General features: G+C 33.7%; 15 protein-coding genes and 1 pseudogene. 11 read left to right on the top strand and 5 right to left on the bottom strand.

Features of this window, described 5'->3' with window-relative positions; genetic code table 11:
* The first annotated feature begins 5 nt into the window (after window positions 1-5).
* Both L6651_RS06215 and L6651_RS06220 read left to right on the top strand, forming a co-directional pair.
* Entirely contained in the window at window positions 6-260 is a 255-nt protein-coding gene (locus tag L6651_RS06215) for a GlsB/YeaQ/YmgE family stress response membrane protein (RefSeq protein WP_237037103.1), read from the top strand.
* Between the two features lie 226 nt (window positions 261-486).
* On the top strand, window positions 487-5,751 hold the full coding sequence (locus tag L6651_RS06220) for a cell wall-binding repeat-containing protein (RefSeq protein WP_237037104.1): 5,265 nt from the start codon (window positions 487-489) through the stop codon (window positions 5,749-5,751).
* Window positions 5,752-6,006: 255 nt separating this feature from the next.
* Here L6651_RS06220 and L6651_RS06230 read toward each other — a convergent pair.
* A pseudogene (locus L6651_RS06230) lies at window positions 6,007-7,184 on the bottom strand (ISL3 family transposase).
* Between the two features lie 173 nt (window positions 7,185-7,357).
* The gene (locus L6651_RS06235) at window positions 7,358-8,593 is read right to left on the bottom strand and encodes a glycosyltransferase family 4 protein (protein ID WP_237037106.1); all 1,236 of its coding nucleotides are present in this window, start codon (window positions 8,591-8,593) and stop codon (window positions 7,358-7,360) included.
* Between the two features lie 162 nt (window positions 8,594-8,755).
* Between L6651_RS06235 and L6651_RS06240 the strand changes: the two genes are divergently transcribed.
* From L6651_RS06240 to L6651_RS06260, 5 genes are read left to right on the top strand one after another with little or no spacing between them, the layout of a single operon-like run.
* On the top strand, window positions 8,756-9,382 hold the full coding sequence (locus L6651_RS06240) for a P-II family nitrogen regulator (RefSeq protein ID WP_237037107.1): 627 nt from the start codon (window positions 8,756-8,758) through the stop codon (window positions 9,380-9,382).
* Entirely contained in the window at window positions 9,379-9,846 is a 468-nt protein-coding gene (locus tag L6651_RS06245) for a methylated-DNA--[protein]-cysteine S-methyltransferase (protein WP_237037108.1), read from the top strand. Before L6651_RS06240 ends, L6651_RS06245 begins: the two co-directional genes overlap by 4 nt.
* Window positions 9,830-10,648, top strand: a complete 819-nt coding sequence (locus L6651_RS06250; RefSeq protein ID WP_237037109.1) for a metallophosphoesterase — start codon at window positions 9,830-9,832, stop codon at window positions 10,646-10,648. Before L6651_RS06245 ends, L6651_RS06250 begins: the two co-directional genes overlap by 17 nt.
* 48 nt (window positions 10,649-10,696) lie before the next feature.
* Window positions 10,697-11,395, top strand: a complete 699-nt coding sequence (locus tag L6651_RS06255; RefSeq protein ID WP_237037110.1) for an ABC transporter ATP-binding protein — start codon at window positions 10,697-10,699, stop codon at window positions 11,393-11,395.
* On the top strand, window positions 11,388-12,974 hold the full coding sequence (locus L6651_RS06260) for a putative ABC exporter domain-containing protein (protein ID WP_237037111.1): 1,587 nt from the start codon (window positions 11,388-11,390) through the stop codon (window positions 12,972-12,974). Before L6651_RS06255 ends, L6651_RS06260 begins: the two co-directional genes overlap by 8 nt.
* A 41-nt stretch (window positions 12,975-13,015) precedes the next feature.
* Here L6651_RS06260 and L6651_RS06265 read toward each other — a convergent pair whose 3' ends face one another.
* The 3 genes from L6651_RS06265 to pfkB all read right to left on the bottom strand — a co-directional run bounded on the left by L6651_RS06265 (window position 13,016) and on the right by pfkB (window position 16,843).
* Window positions 13,016-14,920: a PTS fructose transporter subunit IIABC gene (locus L6651_RS06265; protein ID WP_237037112.1), complete on the bottom strand. Its 1,905-nt coding sequence runs from the start codon at window positions 14,918-14,920 to the stop codon at window positions 13,016-13,018.
* 91 nt (window positions 14,921-15,011) lie between these two features.
* The gene (locus L6651_RS06270) at window positions 15,012-15,917 is read right to left on the bottom strand and encodes a fructose PTS transporter subunit IIA (protein ID WP_237037113.1); all 906 of its coding nucleotides are present in this window, start codon (window positions 15,915-15,917) and stop codon (window positions 15,012-15,014) included.
* Window positions 15,918-15,919: 2 nt separating this feature from the next.
* Window positions 15,920-16,843 carry a 1-phosphofructokinase gene (pfkB, locus tag L6651_RS06275; RefSeq protein ID WP_237037114.1) on the bottom strand — a complete coding sequence of 308 codons (924 nt, stop codon included), beginning with the start codon at window positions 16,841-16,843 and terminating at the stop codon, window positions 15,920-15,922.
* A gap of 168 nt (window positions 16,844-17,011) precedes the next feature.
* Between pfkB and argS the strand changes: the two genes are divergently transcribed.
* The 4 genes from argS (at window position 17,012) to L6651_RS06295 (ending at window position 21,196) form a co-directional block, all read left to right on the top strand.
* Window positions 17,012-18,721: an arginine--tRNA ligase gene (argS, locus tag L6651_RS06280; RefSeq protein ID WP_237037115.1), complete on the top strand. Its 1,710-nt coding sequence runs from the start codon at window positions 17,012-17,014 to the stop codon at window positions 18,719-18,721.
* A gap of 148 nt (window positions 18,722-18,869) precedes the next feature.
* Complete coding sequence (locus L6651_RS06285) at window positions 18,870-19,475, top strand: manganese efflux pump MntP (protein ID WP_237037116.1); 606 nt, start codon at window positions 18,870-18,872, stop codon at window positions 19,473-19,475.
* Window positions 19,476-19,602: 127 nt separating this feature from the next.
* On the top strand, window positions 19,603-19,821 hold the full coding sequence (locus tag L6651_RS06290; RefSeq protein WP_237037117.1) for an AbrB/MazE/SpoVT family DNA-binding domain-containing protein: 219 nt from the start codon (window positions 19,603-19,605) through the stop codon (window positions 19,819-19,821).
* Between the two features lie 106 nt (window positions 19,822-19,927).
* The gene (locus L6651_RS06295; protein ID WP_237037118.1) at window positions 19,928-21,196 is read left to right on the top strand and encodes an MFS transporter; all 1,269 of its coding nucleotides are present in this window, start codon (window positions 19,928-19,930) and stop codon (window positions 21,194-21,196) included.
* Window positions 21,197-21,201 lie beyond the last annotated feature (5 nt).

Consider the following 21,201-nt stretch of genomic DNA (forward strand, 5'->3'; position numbering starts at 1 on the left):
GCATTATGGGATTTTTATCTTGGATTATAGTTGGAGCCCTTGCAGGATGGATTGCAAGTATGATAATGGGCAAGAACGAACAAATGGGAGGTTTTGCTAATATAATAGTAGGTATTATCGGTGGTTTACTAGGAGGAGGAATTGCAAGTAAGTTCTTTAGCCTTGGAAAACCAGATGGTATTAATATCTATAGTATACTAATATCCGTTGTAGGTGCAGTAATACTATTAGCAATAATCAACGCAGTAAAAAAGAAATAAGATGATTAATCAAAGAGGGAGGCAGCGGCCTCCCTTTTTTATATGGAATTTTATACTAGATTATTTTGAAAACTTCAAGCATAGTTTCATATATTTTGTCTTTTCACATCTTAATACAATAATATAAGTAGCCACCTGCCAACAAGATTACAGAAGTTAATAAATTTACATAATAGCAAATTAGTGGTAAAATATTGTTGACATAAATAAAAGAAAGGATGAGCATATGAAAAAATTACTTAGTGCATTTCTTGCTTTTGTAATGATATTTACAACTGTAGCTCCAGCTACCAAAGCATTGGCACAATCTTTGCCAACAGCTACAGCAAGTGAAATGCAAATGCCAACACCAAAGGATGGGGTAAGCGATTACCACATAAAAGTAGAAGAGCCAAAGGCGGACAAAAATGGAAATTATATTATGTCTGCACTTGGAGGAGCAATCAACATCAACTACCCTAGAGAAGGTGTGAAAAAAGAAGATGTTGTTGTTAAATTCTTTAAAGATGGGAAAGAAATTAACCCTGATTATCATATTGGAATAAGCGAAGCGGGATCTTATGCAAAGGGTGCAGAAATAAAGTCTCAAATTCCTAAAAACGAAACAGATAATGAAATAATTTACAATATTTTTGTAAAAGAAAAATCTGATGCTTACTTTGATACTAAAAACTCAATTGAAATCAAAGTTAAACCACTTGGCGAGTCAGTAATTACAAAACTTAAAGTAAGTGAATTTACGGTTAAAAAAGACACTTTACCAAGAACAGCGAAAACAACTATAGAAGGTTCAGGTCTTACTAAAGACAATGTTGTCTTTGGGATAACAAAGGGAACAGAAGATGCTCCTGATATTGATATGTCAGAAATTGGACTTATCTCATTTGTCGATGACACTGCTCTAATGGCATCAATTCCTATACCAGAAAACAAGACTACAAAAACATGGACTTATTTTGTAGATTTTTATGTTGAAGGTAAAGACGAAAACAAACATAGATTTGCTATTACAGTATTACCAGAAAAAGAAGAATCTGAAAAACCAGAAGAACCAGAAGAACCAAAAATAGAAAGTACTATTTTTGAAGTAAATTTTGACTTTGAAAGAATAAAACCTGAAGACAGTAGAGAAGCTAATGGTAGATTATTAGGTACAAATTTAATTACTTCCAACATTTCTACAGAAGTTGTTAACAAGACAGAAGGTAGTGGAAAATTAGAAGTTGTTTTAGACAATATAACAGATCCTAAAAGTCAAATTCCATTTACAGTAAATGTACAAGATAATAAAACAGCAACTGACTGGGAATATGAAATCAAATTTAGCGCTAAAAATAATCCTACAGATGTTAAAACTGTAAAATTTACTGTTGTAGGAAGTAATGAAATGGAAACAGGCAAAGAATTTGATGTTAAGGTGAGCACCGACAAGTTACCTTCTGAAGGTGGAGAGGTACTATTTTATATAACTGGGGATGGATTTGATACTTCAAATTTAAGTTCATTGATAAAAAAAGAAGATCAACGTACTCCACATAAGGTTATTTATAGTGAAGATAGTACTGGAAAAGCAAGGTTCGTAGGTAAACTTACATTACCACAAAATAGAACAGAAGCAGATGAAATATATGATATAAACATTAGGAAAATTGTTCAAGGCACAGCCAATCCTTTTGTAGAAATACCTTTTAAAGTAACAGTTCTTGCTAAAAGCAGCACACCTGTAGAAAAGTCAGCTACTCTAAAAGTATATAATAACGAGATTGAAGCAAAGGGTGACAATGCTGTTATCTATATTGACACTAAAGACTATACTTTAAATGAGTTTAAGACAGAAGTTAAATTAAATGGAACTACTTTAGATAATCCAAATGGAGAATTTAAAGAAAGTGACAAGGCTGACCACAATTTTATGTATAGTCTTCATATAGCTGAAAATAAAACCGAACTTCCAAAGAACTATGAAATAACTATTTTAGATAATAACAATAAAGTTATTGGAACTGAAAAGTTCACACAAAAGGCGGCGACTATAAAAGCGAATGGTGAAGTATATATAATAGAGCCAAATTCTCTTGAAATAGAATCTTCTGACAAGAAAGCTAAATTAAGTGTTATTACTTCAAAGGGTGTATTACTTGATGATGTTAAACTACAAATTACTAAAGATGGAAAAGTTCAAAATCTAAAATATACTGCTAAAGACAACGGAGCTAGAAAGGATATAGAATTAGACGTTCCTGAAAACAAGACAGGCTCAAATGAAGTATATACCATTAAATTTAACGCCAATGGTTCAGAAACAGAGTTCCAAGATACGCCAGTATTTACACTAACTGTAAAACCTGCTCCACAAGAAAAGAAGGCAGTTATAGAAGATGTACATGTGCTATATCCAAACCTTCCTTTAAAAGCAGCTGAAGGTTCAAAGTTAGAACAGTCTTTAAACATTAAAGGAACTGACCTAACTCTTTTAAAAGAAAAAACATATGAAATTTACGAAAAAGTAAATGGAGAATATGTAGAGTATTCTACAGAAAAACCTGCATTTCAAGGAACAGACAACCTTCAATCTGTAAGAATTCCAATAAATGAATCTGAAGAATCAAAGGAATTTAAAATTGTTGTTAAGTTAGATGATACAGTAAAAGAAGTTTTCTTTAAACAAAGTGCAACTGGAAACACAAATGGACTTCAACATATTATTCCTGCTGAAGCCTTCACAAAAGGAGATGATACTGTAGTTATTAATTTCTTCTCAGAAATTGAAGAAGCAGCTCCTTCAAAACTAAAAGAAGCTATAACTATAATGGCAGGAAGTAAGACTATTAAACTTTCAGAAGAAGATAGTGTTGAAATCAATGGTTCACAAGTCATAGTTAAATTTAAAGAACCTGTTTTAAAAGATAAAAATATAAATTATGCTTTAAATATAGCTGAAAGATCATATTCTAATGGCCAAGCTTTAAATAGAGAGCTTAAAAATTATACAATAACTAAAAACTCTTGTTCTGTTGACTCCTTCAAGTTTATTGAAGGATATCAATTAGATAGCGAGGGAGGAAAGGTAGTAATTGAGATTACAGGACATAACCTGTTAAATGAAAACAATGAATCTAATTTGAAACTAAAAATTCAAGAAAACTCTAAGGAAAAGAAAAATTTTTACGATTCAAATAGAGAAGATAATATTATAAATGATTTAAAAATTACAGGCACAGATAATAAACAAACAATAACATTTACTGCACCTGCAAACACTGGAGACAAGGTTAAGACCTATACAATCTTAGTTTCAAGAGACGGTGGAAAGCTATACACAGCTTCACTTCCAGCAACGCTTGAAGAAAGATTTACAAAATCAGTCATAGCTGTATTGCCTGAGGGAGCAGATCCTAACGAAAAGATGATAGACTTTATCCAAATCCAATCTTATGGAACACAAGGTGGAGGCGACGGAGCTGATATTACTCATACAGACCTACCTACTGGACAAGGATCTAAGAAAACTTTAGTTTGGATTTATGGAACTAATCTAGATGCTTCAAAGTCAAAAGTAAGATTAAAAGACGTTAATGGAGTATACTGGTCACCAATTCATGACGCAGTTTATGATTCATCAGACAGAGTTATGATGACTATGATGGATGCCATTAAAGATGGAAAGACCTTTGGAATGTCTGGTAAGGGCAATAATATGCTAATGGAAGTAATCCTTCCTAATGGATACAAGCCTGATGGACAAGAAGGATTCCCTGAAGGAGTTACTTTTGAGTACGAAGTTGCGCCAGATGGAGTTAATTTTAACAAAGACACCAAAGTTACAGGAACAGTTCTTTATGATGGTGCTACAAAGACATTGGATTTAAAAGAAAAAGTGATTGATTTAACAGTAAGGCATGTAAACGAAGATGGAAAAGATATTGTTGAACCAAGAGCTATAAAAGGATATAAACATCTTCCTCCAAATACTCTATTCTATGGACTACCACTTGTAGATGAAAATGGAGAATTCAAAGATAGCTTTATGGGTTATAAAGTTAAAGATACTGAAGAACTTGTAAAGGGAAGAGATGCATTTGGACATAATAAATTCTATTATGATGGTAAAGCAGTTCCAGAATTACTAAATTCAAATAATGAATTGGTACTTGTATACAAGGGCAAAACTGAAACAGAAAAACCACAAGAAGAAATCAGAGTAACATTTGAAATTGAAGATAAAGACAAAGACGTTGCAGAATTTGTAAAAGACGAACATGGTGGAATTTATATAACATTTGTATACAAAAAAGGAAAAGAAGCTTCAGAAATAGAAGCACAAGCACCAAAGGTAGAAGTTAAAGAAGGTTACGAGTTCAAAGGTTGGACACCAGCGTTCGAAGGTAAATTAACCGAAGATACTGTATATAAAGCAATAATCGAAAAGGTTGAAGAAACAGATCCAACTACTCCTACAGAACCAAGTAATCCAACAGAACCATCAAAACCAACAGAACCATCAAAACCAACAGAACCAAGTAGACCGGGAACTACTACACCGGGCAAGGTAACTGAACAAGACGACAAAGAAATCAAAAACACCGATACCTTTAAAGAAGTATTTGAAAAAATAAACACAACAAGGATATCAGGAAAGAATCGTCAACTAACAGCAGTAGAAGTAAGCAAGAGACTATACAAACAAGCAGACACTATAGTACTAACATCAAGTAGCGAAATGATAGACTCACTTACCTCATCACCACTTGCCATAGCAGCAAAGGGACCAACACTATTTGTAGAAAAAGATACAATACTTCAAGAAGTATTAGCAGAAATAAATAGACTACAACCAAAGAAAGTAATAATAGCAGGAGGAGACTCCGTAGTATCAGAAAAAGTAGTAAAACAAATAGAAGCTATGGGAGTAGAAGTAGAAAGAACTGCAGGAGAAAATAGATTCCAAACAGCAGTAAAACTAGGAGAACAAATTAGAAGAAACTCTACTAATAAGACAGATGTAATCCTTGCAAACGGCTACAACTTCATAGACGCATTAACAGCAGGAAGCCTAGCAGCAAAGATGAACATCCCAATTCTACTAACAGGAGACAGTTCACTAAATAGCATTACAGAAAAAGCCATTAAAGAATGGGGAATAAAAAATGTGATAGTCGTAGGAGGGGACCAACAAGTATCAAATGGTATAATCTCAAAACTACAAAATGATGGACTAAAAGTAGATAGAATTGCAGGAAAAACAAGAACAGAAACAGCATTAAAATTAGCAGAGAGAGTTAACCCAAACCCAGAAAAAGTAATCTTTGCAAACGGAAGAACCTACGCAGATGCACTAGTAGCATCACATCTATCAAATGAAGAAAACGCACCAATAGTACTAATAGAAAAAGAAAACGTACCAGTATCCGTAAAAGAATATCTAAGAGAAAACAAGATAAAAGATTCAATAATTCTAGGTGGGGACAGCAGTATTGCTAATGTAAAGTAAAATAAACTGAGCAATGTGAGAAATCGCATTGCTCTTTTTAGTATTTATGAAATTCTTAATAAAAAAAGGCTCTAAAGAATCCATTGGGGGATGCTAACCTATAAAGTTGGCATCTCCTCTTATTTATACATCATTATTCACTTACTTTTAAAAGACCTATCTAAATAGTCACTTTTTAACTGTTTTTAGGTTCACTTAATAAGCCTCTAGGCTTATTTTTCCTAAAAGCTAATTCTTTTATTCAATTTATGTATATTATTCGAGTGCTAATATCCTATTTCTAAATCTTTTGAAATTTTTCATTCCAAATGTTATTCTCTTTAATACTTTTATTTTGTTGTTCATTCCTTCTACGTATCCATTGGTGAATTCGTAGTCAAAGCTATTGGATATTGGATCTATCCAGTTCTTAAAGGCTGTTGAACAGGCTCTCCACTTAATAGATCCGTCTTTTAACAGGTATTCTATCCAACCTTGTATGTTTTTTGAGCTTTCTCTTTGTTTTCGCTCTTCATTACTAAATTGTAGAAGGTTTCTTTTGTTAGGTATGCTTTTCTTATTTCTTCGTTTCTTTCTAACATTATTGATACTTTTATTTTTTCATCTTCGTGTAGTTTTATCATTGGTTTTGTCAGTAGGGATTTACTTCTCATAAAGTGTGTTCTTTCTTGTTTTTTCATCTTTTTTGATTCTGCTATTCTTGTGTTTTCAAATCCCCATGTTACCTGTCTTATGAAGTGATATCTGTCTATTAGATGTTTTGCGTTTGGAAAGTGTTTTTTCTTTATATCTCTGTATGGTCTATACATATCGCTTACGAAGATTTTTACTTTATCTTTTTCTTCTTTTGGTATTTGACTGAAGTATTTATCTAGGTAATCAAATTTCCTTGTTGGTAGTACGTCTAATATCTTTTTATTTTGACTATCTGCTATTATTGTCTGGTATTTCTCTCTTCCGGAGTCGCCTTTGAATTCGTCTATATTTAGTACTTCTCCTAGTTTTAATCTTTTTATTTCTATGGTATCTATTATATTTGAGACTGTTTTGGGTGAAATGTAAAATTTTTTAGCTATATCTTTGATGGATATTTTATTTTTAAATTCTTCTAATACTCTTCTTTTGAGTCTTGTTGTTATTTGGCAATGTTTTGATACGAATGGTTTAGATTCTGTAAATCTTTTATTGCACTGTCTACATTTAAATCTTCGTACGTCTATTTTTAATACTACTTGTTTATCTCTATATGGTAAATCTCTTATGTTTTGATGTCTATGGTCATGTATTTCTATCTTTTTTGATCCACAGCACGGACATGTTTTAGGTCTTTTCTTACATTTACCTGTTATTGTTATCTTGTCTTCTGTTTCTTCTACTTTTTCTAATTTTATACCTTTTATTCCCACAAGCTTTGTGATATTATTTATTTGCACTTACTTTACCTCCTTTATTTGGTTGTGGTGACTTTATTTTAGGTGATTTGTAGAGTAAGTGCAATTTTTTTATTTAAAAAACTGTTGAGGTGGTATGTTTATTCATACCCCCCCAACAGTTTCTTTTGTTCCTAAAAAAACTGTTGAGAGAAATATCTTTCAACAGTTTTATTTTATCTTGTGCTATTTATAAACTCAAACATTCTATCGGCTATTTTTTCCCAAGAGTGGGCTTTAACTTCTTTAAAGATTTCATCTGGAATCTTCTCGCCATTTTTTGCCCTTTGAACCTGAATGTCGATGGATTTGGCTAGAGTTTTTACATAGTTTGGTATCTCTTCTTCAACTGGCGTGTCCAAATTTTTTAATTTTGGAAGTGGACAGAACTCAATTGCCTTTGAGTTATTTACCTTTTCTCCCAGAACTTCTTTAAGTGGTTTTAAATCTGATGATACTATAAAGCAACCTGAGGCCAATGCTTCTATGGCGACTAGGCCAAGGCCTTCGTAGTATGATGGTAGGATAAATATGTCTGAGTATCTAAACATATCTGCCAGTTCCGCTTGATGCTTTGCGTTAAAAAGTTTTATGTTTTTTGTTCCCTTTATTGCATTATGAATTCTATCTACATTTTCTCCAACTGGTGTACCTATAACATTTAATATTACATCACAGCCATAGTTAAGTGACTTAAATGCTTCTATCATTTCATAGACGCCCTTTGAGTTGTCAATCTTTCCTGCGAATACCACATTTATAAAGCTGTTATGCTCTTCGTATTTATATTCATCGTCACGGTAAAATAGTTCTTGGTTGTATCCGCCACCGGTGTAATGAATTTTTTCTTTATCTATGCCATAAGTTTGTGCAATTTCATCAATCTGTTTTTTTGACAGAGCAAATGCAAGGTCTAGTCTATTTAGATTATGAACGTATTTTTCTTTCATTCTTTCGTTTTGAACGCATTGTCTAATGTCCGTTCCGTGACAGATTCCAATAATTTTTTTGCCCCTATCTCCTAGTAAATCTAGCACCAGTGAAGTTAGCATCCAAAGGTGGTGACACACGATTATATCGGGATTAACCTCGTCAAAGGCCTTTAGTATTTGCTCTTGGAAAGCGCGTTTCCAATTCTTAACCATTTCTTCAGTCATGTCCTTATACCTGGTGTTGTCATAAGGCATAACGTCTGACATTCCGACTATTGGGAAGTTTAGATTGTCTGTTTTAAAATGTACTGGATAGCATTTTTCTTCATTAAGTTCTGTAAAGGGGTATCCTATGCTTTCATCAAATCCATAGATAGCATAGTTTTCTCCATGCTTTTTAAATTCTCTTATTAAGTTTGAAAAGTAAACTCCGCTGCCTGTTCGTGCAGGAAGTTGAGCAATTATATGAAGTATTTTCATTTTTTCTCCTATAAATAAATTTTCTCTCTAATCCCCTATAATTTAACATTATGTGGGAATTTAGTCAAATTATAAATAAGCTAAAAAAGCCTTTAATAATATATGGAAAATATTGTACTTTATTGTTACAATGTAGTTAAGTATTATTAGTGGAGGAATGTGATGAACAAAATTCTTACAATAATTGTGGGTAGCAAATATGGCAAAAAAATACTGGAAAGTATTGACAAGAGCCTCTATAAAGAAGTATTCTTACTTGAAGGCACTGGCACATCTTCCAGTGGACTACATTATTTGCTAAAGCTTTACGATATTAAAAAGGACATTCTGTCATTTATAGTTTCTAACGAGAATTTAGATAAAATTTATAGTTTTTTACTTGATGATATAGGCCTTGGTAACGATTTACGAGGTATAGCCTTTGATATAGACATAGAAAAATTTGAGGAAGAAGATATGGATACAGATAGAAGAAAAGAAGGTTTTCTTTACGATGCAATATTTGCAATAGTTGATCATGGACATAGTGACAATGTTATATTGGCTTCTGAAAGGGCGGGAAGTATCGGCGCAACTGTACTAAATGCAAAGGGATCTGGTTATGAAAAGAGAAATCCTATTTTGGAACTAGTGGTAGAGCCGGAAAAAGAAGTTGTACTTATTATTAGTCCACATACAAAGGCCGATGCCATTATTGAAGCCATTGACAAAGACATGAACAGTGGTGGAAAGAAAAATGCAATAACTTTTGCCATAAATGTAAATAGAGTTGAAGGGCTTAGAGGTTGAAAAATACTTTTGAATTTGAAAGCCCCATGGGGCGTCTCTACATTGGAGAAGAAAGTGGCTTTTTAACTGATATATCCTTTGAGAAAATAGTTGGAGAAAGAAGAAAAACCGAAGTTATTTCAAAAACTATTCAAGAGCTTAATGAGTACTTCAATAATGGTAGAACTGAGTTTGATATTCCAATTAAATTAAATGGGACAGATTTTCAAAACAAAGTCTATGAATGTATTTATAAAACAGGTTACGGAGATACCACTAGTTATGGGGAAGTTGCAAGGGCCATTGGTTCTCCAAGAGCATATAGGGCCGTTGGTAATGCCCTAAATAAAAATCCAATACTTATAGTTATTCCATGCCACAGGGTTGTTAAGAGTAGTGGCGAAGTAGGAGGTTTTAGAGAGGGATTAAAAAATAAAAATTTTTTATTAGAGCTTGAGAGGAAAAATAATGATAAGACGATTTAAAATATTTTTAGCAGTAATTTTATTAATATTTGTCGTATACAATGTGTACAATTTTTTTAATATTGTCATAAATAAGAAGGTGTTTAAAAGTCCAAAGGTTCCAAAGGAATTTGACGGCTTTAGAATAATTCAGATAAGTGACTTCCACAATAAAAAATTTCACAGAAGAGATTTTTTTATAAAGTCTGTAATAACCCAGAGGCCAGATGTGGTTTTTCTAACTGGAGACTTTGTTGACTCTAGAAACCCAGACTTTAAATATGCACTTAATGTTATAAAGGAGCTTGTACCTGTAACTAAAATTTATTATGTTTTAGGAAATCACGAGGGAAGACTTAAGGGAATAGATAAGTTTCTTGACGACTGTACAGAGCTTGGAGTTGTAGTTTTAAGACAGCAGTCTGAAATAATTAGAAGGGGCGACTCTTTAATAAATATTGTAGGTGTGGACGACACCAGTATTACAACCATATGGACCATTAGAGATGTACTAAAGGAAAAGTTAATTAATGGTCATTTAAATATTCTCCTATCCCATAGGCCAGAGATATTTGATGAGTATGTAAACACAGGTTACGACCTTATTTTTACAGGACACACCCATGGTGGACAAATTCGACTTCCATTTCTTGGTGCACTTTTTGTGCCAGAACAAGGTGTACTACCAACCTATGACAAAGGTGCCTTTACAAAGAAAGATAGCATGATGATAGTTTCATCGGGCATAGGGACTTCTGTAGTTCCCATAAGAATTTTTAACAAGCCGGAGTTAGTATTAGTTGAATTAAAATATGAAAAATAATCTTTACCTTTCAATACTACTCTGCTATACTGTACTAAGGAGGTAGTTATGTTAGACGTAAAGAGACTCACTAAAAAATATAATAAAGTTAAAGCCATTGATGATGTATCTTTCTTTATACCCGATGGACAGGTTGGTGTTATTATGGGGCCAAATGGCTCTGGGAAGTCAACCACCATAAAATCCATTGCAGGACTTTTAAGATACACTGGCGAAGTTAGCATACAGGGTTTTGAAAACAGGAGCATTGAAGCGAAAAAAGTTTTTGGATATGTTCCAGAGCTTCCTACAATGTTTCCTCTTTTAACCGTTAGAGAACATATAATATACACTTTAAAGGCATATGGCCTTCCAATTGACGAAGAAAAGATAGAATATTTACTAGACACCTTTGAGCTTAAGGACAAGGAAAATAAACTTGGAGATGAGCTTTCAAAAGGGATGATGCAAAAGGTTTCAATCTGCTGTGCCCTTATTATAGAACCAAAGGTACTTATGCTTGACGAGCCCATGATCGGTCTTGATCCAAAAGCCATTAGAGAGCTTAAAAAAATGATATTAGAGCTTAGGGACAAGGGAGTTACCATACTTATATCAACCCATATGCTTGAAATGGTGGAAGGGCTTTGGGACACCATAGTCATTCTTAAAAATGGCAAAGTAATGGGACAGTTTGACAAGGACATGGCTGAAGGAAAGAACTTGGAAGAAATCTTCTTCAAAGTAACCGGTGATGAAGATGTATAGTTCAAGTGTCTACTATATTAAGAGAAATTTAATAAATAGAGTAAAACAGCTTAGATATAAACCTCTAAAGGTAATTGGGAAACTTCTTATACTACTTTACTTTATAAATCTTCCATTTATCTTGCAGCAGAATTTTAAAAATATAAACTTTGACTCACCGGAAGGTTATGTTGCAGTTTTTGCAGTACTTATGATTTACTTTGGAATCCCTGGAACATTAAGTTATTTAAAGAGAAGGGGAATAATTTTTAAACAGGAGAATGTAAATTTTGACTTTATAGCTCCCTTTACACCAAAGCAAATTCTTTTAAAGGGCTTTACACTAAATGCCTTTTATGGATTAATATTACAACTTGCCATGGCGGTTGGAGGTTACTTTGTGTTTCATTTGAAACTGTGGCAGGTGCTTTTAATATTTGTGATACAACTTACGGTGTCACTGGCTTCAGACTTTGCCATAGCTGTGATTATATATTCATCAGAGGACTTAACTGAAAAACATAAACAGATTATACGATATGTTACCTATGGATTATTATTTATAGTTGCACTTTATATGATATGGATTGTAGTTGAAGGAACAGGGCCAGTAAGTGGAAGAATTTTGGGAATGTTAAACTCAGATCCACTTATGTTTGTGCCAATATATGGATTTGAAATTGGAGTTGTTTCATTAATTATTAAGGGATACACTCTACCAAGGCTTGTTTCTACAATTTTAAGTTTTCTAACAACAATTATCCTGGTAATTTTGGCAAAAAAATGTACTTCCACTGGAGAGTACTATGAAGATGCAATAAAATTTTCAGAAGATTATAGAATTGCCGTTAAAAAGAACAAGGAAACTGGAAAATCCCATAGAGTTGGAAAGAAACAAAAGGTTATAGAAAATGCTAAGTTTACCATTAAGGGAAACTACGCAAAGGCAATTTTTGAAAAGCAGTTAAATGAATATAAAAAACTACCACTACTGGATAAAATAAAACTTCCAGGCTCTGCAATTATTGCTTCTTTATTTTTTGTATTGGCCTTTGGCGACGAAAAATTTGGCGAAGGTTTTTCTGCAGTAGTAGGAGCCATTTCAATATATATAAATCTAATATCATTTAGATTTTTATCTGTAGATGGCGAATACAATCACTATTCATTTTATTTAATTCCAGATACCATGGGTAAAAAAGTATTTTACTCAGGTCTTTTAGGAAATATAAAAACATTGGTGGTTTCGATTTGTCTATTCCTTCCATTTTTTATAATAACTGGGCAAGGACCACTAAGGATACTCGGGGCAGTGCTAATGTTTAACTCAATCTCACTTATCTTCAACTACCTAGGTAAGGGGATAATTAAAGTATTAGAATCTCGCCTTGGAAGAACTTTCGGAATGTTTGCATTTGTAATAATTGGATTAATCCTTTCAGGAATCAGCCTAGGGTTAGGAACAGTAGTAGAAGTATTTTCAAAGGTAGAAGATTCTGGATTTTTTGTTACAGCTGCAATAGCCGTGCTGATTTCGATAATTTTACTTTTTATAAATGGAAAACTCTACAAGAACATGGAGTTTATTACAGAAGAATAATAAAAACTGTTGGGGTGTGATGTCCCAACAGTTTTTTATTGCTATTTAATATTTTTCTTTAATACGCCAAGTAATATTGTGGAAATTGCAGTACCAACTGCCAGTGCCAGTAGATACATAAGTGGGTTTCCAATTACTGGAACTACAAATATTCCACCATGTGGAGCCATTAGAGTACAGTTGAATAACATGGACAATGCTCCCGCAACTCCAGAGCCGATTATACATGAAGGAAGTACCCTTGCCGGGTCTTGCGCTGCAAATGGAATTGCACCTTCAGTTATAAATGAAAGGCCCATTATAATATTTGCCGGCGCTGACTTTCTTTGAGTTTCAGTAAATTTATTTTTAAAGATTAGTGATGCCAGTGCTATTGCTATTGGAGGCACCATTCCACCAATCATAACCGCCGCCATAATATTGTAATTTCCTGCAGCGATGGATGCAGTACCAAATACATAGGAAGCCTTGTTGAAAGGTCCACCCATATCCACAGCCATCATACCTGCAACAATAAATCCAAGTACGAGGCTACTTGTACCTTGAAGGCTAGACAACCATGTGTTTAGTCCCACATTTATCTTTCCAACCACAGGTTCAATGGCAAGTGTCATTACAAGTCCTGTAAATAAAACACCGAACACAGGATAGATTAAAATAGTTCTAATTCCGTCTAGGTTCTTAGGAAGTGGATTTGTTATTTTCATTAAACCCTTTACAATGTAACCTGCTAGAAAACCTGCAGCTAGTGCTCCCAAGAATCCAGAAGTTCCAGCAGCTGCTATGGCACCACCGACAAAACCTGCCACAAGGCCCGGTCTATCGGCAATACTCATGGCAATAAAGCCAGCAAGTACCGGTAGCATAAATGAGAATGATAGTCCACCAATGGTCTTGAGTGTCTTTGCAGTTTCAGTTATTGTACCAAGATTTGATCTTTGTTCCACTGTAAGAGCGCCAAGGTCAACGGACAAACTGTCAACTAAGAATGAAAGGGCAATTAAAATCCCTCCACCAACTACAAATGGAAGCATATGGGATACACCATTCATCAAATGTCTGTATATCTTATGTCCTGTACTTTCATTTTCAACTTTGTTTTCCTTTACAGAACTTCCGCCCTTTGCCTTATATATTGGTGCATTTTCTGAAAGCACCCTTTCAATTAATACATCTGGCTTTGAAATACCGTCAGAAACTTGAGTTTCAATAACCTTTTTGCCAGCGAATCTATCCATTGGCACATTGGTATCAGATGCAATTATTATACCATCTGCATTTGCGATGTCTTCGTCAGTTAAAACATTTTTTGCTCCACCGGATCCCCTTGTTTCAACTTTTATATTGTATCCCAGTTCCCTTGCCTTCTTTTCAAGGGCTTCTGCCGCCATGTAGGTGTGGGCAATACCAGTAGGGCAACCTGTAACTGCAACAATATTTTTAGTTTCCTTTGAAACTTCTTGAGATACAGCAGCTTCTTCTTCAAACTTTTCCTTTTCTGCATTGTCGATTATTTCTAAAAATTCTTCCTTGCTCTTTGCCTTCACAAGAGAACTTATAAAGTTTTTATCCATAAGCATTTTAGAAAGCCTTGCAAGAATTTGTAGATGCACATTTGAGTCGGTGTCAGGAGCTGCAATTAAAAATAATAAATTTACAGGATTTCCATCCAGTGAGTCGAACTCTACACCATCTGGAATTGTAATTGCCGCAAGACCAGGTTTACTTACGGCATTTGATTTTCCGTGGGGGATGGCAACCCCTTCGCCAACTCCTGTGGAGCCCTGTTCTTCACGCAGGTAAACTTTTCTTTTAAACTCTTCCAGGTCTTCAATATTGTTTAAATTATTCATAAGACCTACAGCTTTATCGATGGCTTCGTTTTTGCTATTTAAGCTTTCACCAATGGATATGCTGTCTTTTGTGAGTAAGTCGGTAATCTTCATATTAACCCTCCTTTGCTATTTCGTGATAAGGTTTTCAAACCCAATAAATTACAAGCACTACCTAGCTAAGATAGTGCTATTGTATTTTAAATTATTTTTTCAAGAGCTCTTTAAGATGTCTATATATCCAGTTGCCACTTTTTTCATTTTCTTCTTCATGAGGAACTTTGCCATCAAATACAGAAGTATCTTCTGAAATTGCTTCTTCAAGAAGGCGAGTTGGATTTGTAATGGCGTCTGCAACCTTTGTTAAAACAAGTCTCTTTCCTTCAAATCTCTCCATAGGAACTTTGGTGTCAGATGCAACAATTACACTAAATGCATTTTCAATATCTTCCTTAGTAAGTTCATTTCTTGAATTACTTCTACCTCTAGTTTCAACCTTGATATTGTATCCAAGTTCCTTAGCCTTTTGTTCCAGTGCGTCGGCAGCCATATAAGTGTGAACAATACCTGTAGGACAACCAGTAACGGCAATTATATTCTTTGCTCCAGAAAACTCTTTTTCCTCTTCTTCTTTAAAGCCTTCATCTTTGAATTTTTCTTTTTCAGTTCTGTCGAGTATATTTAAAAATTCATCTTTGTCTTTTGCTTGAACTAATTCATCTATAAAACTTTGATCCATAAGCATTGTGGAAAGTCTAGAAAGAATTTTAAGATGTATATTTGTATCGTCTTCGTGGTCTGCAATTAGAAATAATAACTTAACGGGCTCGCCGTTTAGAGAATTAAAGTCAAGTCCATTTGGAATAGTTATTGCAGAAAGACCAGGTTTAGTAACTGCGTCGGACTTTCCATGGGGAATTGCAACGCCTTTACCAACTCCTGTAGAGGATATATCCTCTCTAATAAGAACTTGTTTTTTAAACTCTTCTACGTCCGATAAGTTATTTAGGTTTTTCATTAAGTCGATAGCTTTGTCAATGGCTTCGTTTTTGTTTTCAAAACTCTCTCCAATAAGAATACTATCTTTTGTTAGTAAGTCAGTAATTTTCATAATCATTCCTCCAATGCATTAATAGTTATATTTTTAATAAGTTTAACAACTTCGTCCTTTGTGGCAAGTTCCTCAGAAAATGCCGATGCAGCACCACATGCAAGGCCATACTTCAAAGCTTCCTCAAAAGAATTTTTCTTTATATAGCCATATAAAAAGCCTGCCACCATGGAGTCGCCGGCACCAACGGAGTTTACAAGTTCTCCCTTGGGGGAGTTGCCACAGTAAACTTTATTACCCTCAGTTATTAGTATAGCACCCTTTTCGCCCAGTGACACTAAAACATTTCTGGCACCAAGCTTTTGAAGCTTCATTGCATAATGTATGACATCATCCCGAGAATTTATTTTTACATCAAAAACTGAACCTAATTCCTCTTCATTAGGCTTAATTAAAAAAGGTCTATAGGATAGAGATTTTTTTAGTTGTTCTTTTTCGGCGTCAACTACAACTTCTACATCTTTGTCAGATACTTGCTTCATAATTTCAAGATAAAAATCAGAAGGCATGGAGGGAGGGATTTTCCCCGCCAATACTAAGTAGTCGCCATCATTTAAGTTTTTAATCTGATTGAGTAATTTATTTTTCGTCTCTTCACATATACTAGGCCCCTGTGCGTTAATTGCAGTTTCACTACCTGAACGAATCTTTACATTTATCCTAGTTAAAATATCATCTTGAAAGATTAGATCTTCATCAATATTTTTTTGTTTTAAAAGAAAGGCCAAGTGCTCTCCCGTAAAACCTCCCACAATTCCAAGGGCCATATTCTCCATTCCCAAGTTGCTTAAGACCTGGCTTACATTAATGCCCTTGCCACCGGGAAGAAACTTTTCGTTATGACTTCTGTTTATAATTGACGCTTCAAAATTTTCCACATCCACAATGTAGTCTAAGGAGGGATTTAGTGTAACTGTTTTAATCATTTTATCTCCTTATAATATTATTTACTATTTTATATAAATTTACCCTGTTTCGCTTGTTTCAAACTTCTTAGAGGATTTACTTGTAAATACTTAATCAATACTAAAACTTGTGATAAAATATGATACATAAACATCTTGTTAACTAGAAGTCATAAGAGGGAGAAGACAATGATAGATTTTAAAAATGAAATTGCCAACATATTAAGTGAAAAGATAAGTGAAATTTCAAAAGACGACATATTTCAAAATATCGAAGTACCACCAAGCTATGAAATGGGAGACTTTGCATTTCCAACTTTTCAACTAGCGAAGGTATTTAGAAAAAACCCAGCTGTAATAGCAACAGAATTAAAAGACTCCATAGATTCAGATATGTTTGAAAAGATTGAAACAAAGGGAGCGTACTTAAACTTCTTTATTAATAAAGAAAAATTATCAGAGACAATTATGAAAGAGTCCCTTGAAAAAAAAGAGGACTTTGGCCGTGTAGACATAGGAGAAGGTAGAAATGTAATCGTTGAATACTCTTCACCAAATATTGCAAAGCCATTCCACATTGGACATATTAGAACTACAATTATTGGTGACTCTTTAAAGAGAATTTTTTCATTCCTTGGATATAATGCAATTGCATACAACCACCTTGGGGACTATGGAACACAATTTGGTATGCTTATAGTTGCAATAAAAAAATGGGGAAATCTAAAGGAAATAGAAAATAATCCAATACCAGAACTACTTAAGCTTTATGTAAAAATAAATGATGCCATTGAAAATGACGAAAAGCTTCACAGAGAGTGTAGAGATGCCTTTGTGGATCTTGAAAACAAAGACCCTGAAGCGGTTAAGATGTGGGAGTGGATTAGAAATATTTCACTGGAAGAATTCAAAAGAGTTTATAAGATGTTAGACATCGAGTTCGATTCATACAAGGGAGAACACTATTACTCAGACAAGATGGACGAACAAGTTAAGAGGATGGAAGAACAGGGAATCCTTGTGGACTCTCAAGGTGCAAAGATAGTTGACCTTGAAAAGTATGACCTACCACCTGCACTTATAATAAAATCTGACGGATCCACCATCTACATCACAAGGGATGTGGCGGCGGCAAAGTATCGTCATGATAACTACAAACCATACAAAAACATCTACGTTGTAGCATCGCAACAAAATCTACATTTCCAACAACTTAAATATGTGCTAAAGGAAATGGGATATGAATGGTATGACGAAGTTACCCATGTTCCTTTTGGAATGGTATCTCTAGAAGACGGAACACTTTCAACAAGAAAGGGTAGAGTTGTATACCTTGAAGATGTATTAAATCGTGCTGTTGATAAGGTTGACGATATATTAACTGAAAGAGAAGAAGAAAAGGGAATAAAGATAGAAGACAAGGAAGAGCTTGCAAAAGAGATTGGAATAGGCGCAGTTAAATTCCAAGAACTTTTCAACCAAAGGATAAAGGACTATGTGTTCTCATGGGACAAGACATTGTCATTTGAAGGAGAAACAGGACCATATGTACAATATGTACATGCAAGAATCTGTTCACTTCTTAAAAAAGGTGACTTCAATTTAGATATGGAGTTCGATCCATCACTACTAAAGACAGAAGAAGAGATAAATGTGCTTAGAGTGTTATACAACTTCAAAGACACTGTAATAGATGCCCATGAAAAGATGGAACCATTCTTCGTAACAAGATATGTGGTAGAACTTGCGAAAGAGTTTAATAAATTCTATAATAGAGTTCCAATTCTTGACGAAGACGAAAAGTTAAAGAACACAAGACTATTACTTTGCTATACAGTTAAGAATGTAATAAAGAAGGGGCTTTACTTACTTGGAATAAAAGCACCAGAAAAGATGTAGTTTTTTAGAAGTGAGAATCACGCCTTCATGTCATTAAGGGGAAAATTTTTGTAAAGCAAAAATTGAAGTCGAAGAATCTCATTTCAAATTAATAAAATTTTATAAAGAGCCCACCATTGTGGGCTTTTGAATTTAGTTAGGAGATAATATGACAGCATTAGCTATGTCAACATTGGATATGTTACTTTTAGGGGTGGGTGTATCCGCCGATGCCTTTGCAGTTGCCATATGCAAAGGACTTTGCCTAAGTCGATTCGACAGGGGATATGCCACAAAGATAGCAATTTTATTTGGATTTTTTCAAGGCATGATGACCTTTTTAGGTTACTATATTGGATATAGGTTTATAGAGTTGATAATGAACATTGACCACTGGATGGCATTTACACTTCTATTTTTGATAGGAGGTAAAATAGTTTACGAAGCCATTACCGAAGAAAAAGACGAAGAATATGTATGTCCACTTGATATGAAATTTGATATAAAAGAAATGCTTGTACTGTCAGTTGCAACAAGCATCGACGCCTTAGCAGTAGGCCTTTCCCTACTTGCATTTGATGTAAATATATTAAAACCTTCTGGCATAATAGCACTGACTACATTTGCTTTTTCATTTGTAGCAGTGTATTTAGGATTTAAATTTGGAGACAAATTCAAAAAGAGTTCAGAAGTTCTAGGTGGAAGTATATTGATTCTTATAGGACTTAAAATATTGTTAGAACATCTTTTAGATCATGGATTTTTAAGTCGTTAGAAGTAAAAGTAATAAATATTAGAGTAATGAAAAGAGTATGAAATTAAAAGAACACTCTTATCATTACTCTTTTTATTGGAAAAACTCAACAAAAGTATATACTTAGTATATACAAGGGGGGATTAAGATGACAATTAAAATTCAGAAGTGGGGCAATAGCCAAGGCATAAGAATACCAAAAGTCATTCTTGACGAACTTAATATAAGTGACAAAGATGAGTTAGAAATAAAAGTAGAGCACAATAAAATATTAATTGAAAAGATAGAGGAAAGAAAAAATATTAAAGAGCTCTTCGATGGCTTTGACGGAGATTATAAAAGTGTGAACCTTAATTTACGAGACTAAATGGGCTATATAAATGATAATGATTATTGATTTAATCTTAAGCACATGCTAAAATGTATTTACAAAAGCTCGTGCTTTTAAAATAAAAAGAAAGGAATAGTTTTAAATGAAAGAACCTGTAAAAAAATTATTGAGAAACAAAAGCTACTTAAGTTACTTTTTTTCAACGGCTTTTTCTATGGGCTCAAGTAATATACTACAATTTACTTTGGCATTATATATTCTTGAAAAAACAGGATCACCTCTAGTATATGCTTCCATTCTTTCTATAGTGATAGTGCCTAGAATTTTTCTAACGCCTATAGGTGGAGTGGTAGGAGACAGGTTAAAAAGAATAAACATAATTAAAACCCTAAACTTAGTACAATTATTAATCATGATTTTTTATGCGGTTTATTCCGGTACATATAGAGATATTTCTCTCTTTTCAGTTTATGTTTTAGTTATTGCATTGGAAATGATAGAGGTATTTTACAACGCTGCGGAAAGTTCGATTTTATCGGAGATAATTGATAAAGATTTAATGGAAGAAGCTGTAACTCTATCTAGAGTGGACGATGGTATTGTATATATAACTACACCTGTGGTTGCAGCATTCATATATAAGAAGTTCGGTATTTTTGGTGCGTTTATATTAATATCTAGTTTATTGTCCATTGCAATGGTATTAAACTTTTTTATAAATACACCCTATGCTTCTGATAAAAAAGAGAAGAAAGTCGGAGGGTTTAAAAATTATTTTTTGGAATTTAAAGAAGGCTTGGAGGAATTAGGCAGAAATAAATTTGCTAAAATCTTTGTTATTGTAGCACCTTTAATAAATTTTTCATTCTCAGCAGTATTTAGCGTAGTGATTACTTATGTGTTTTTAGAAGTGTTTAGCATAAGCGAATATGCTTATGGAGCATATAGAGCGGCAACGGCAAGTGTAAGTATTGTTCTTCCGTTTTTAATACTACCTATAATTAAAAAAGTTAAGCCTGAAAAATTACTTAAATACAGCTCACTTTCCATATCAGCATTTTTATTTCTAATAGGCTGCAGTGTTTATTTTGGAATGAATGGAGGAAAGGAAAATATATTAGTGGCAGTGTGTCTAATAACTGTACTTGATTGTCTAGTAATTAGTTCGGTGATGCCATTAAATATTGCAACGCAGGTATTTTTTCAAAAGAATATCAAAAATGAATACAGAAGTAGAATCATGTCGGTGTTTAGTATGTTGGCATTGTCTTCCATACCACTTGGAAATATGTTTTATGGATTTTTAGCAGATAAATTTCCCGCCTACATCTGTGTTTTTATGGCCAGTTTAGCAGTGTTAATTTCCTACCCAATTATTATATTTGCTTCAAGAGAAGAATCTCTTCAATAAAAAAC

It is taken from the genome of Mediannikoviicoccus vaginalis (assembly GCF_928097925.1).
GTDB lineage: Bacteria > Bacillota > Clostridia > Tissierellales > Peptoniphilaceae > Mediannikoviicoccus > Mediannikoviicoccus vaginalis.